The sequence below is a fragment of the Shigella sp. FC1967 genome, from assembly GCF_001743005.1.
Lineage (GTDB): Bacteria > Pseudomonadota > Gammaproteobacteria > Enterobacterales > Enterobacteriaceae > Proteus.
The window spans coordinates 1-220 of sequence record NZ_MIIZ01000419.1 but is presented as its reverse complement, the minus strand read 5'-3'; the positions used below and the strand labels follow the sequence as shown (position 1 = coordinate 220).

Here is a 220-nt window from a genome sequence, read left to right as displayed (position 1 = left end):
GCACCGGCAAAGCCAACATTGATATCAAATATCACGGGGCTTGATGTGGGGCTGAGTCATTACGCCATCAAATCAGACGGCAATAAGATTGCTAATCCGTGCCACCTTATCAATGCCAGCCGTAACCTCCGTCGAAAACAAAAAGCCTTATCTCGCAAGCAAAAAGGGAGTGCTAATCGCCGTAAAGCCCGAATACAGCTTGCAGGTGTACACGAACGGG

1 protein-coding gene is annotated in these 220 nt (G+C 49.1%); it reads left to right on the top strand.

What is annotated here, in order from left to right; all coding sequences use genetic code 11:
• On the top strand, positions 1-220 hold a 220-nt coding region (locus tag BHE89_RS27320; RefSeq protein ID WP_141008263.1), incomplete at both ends, for a transposase.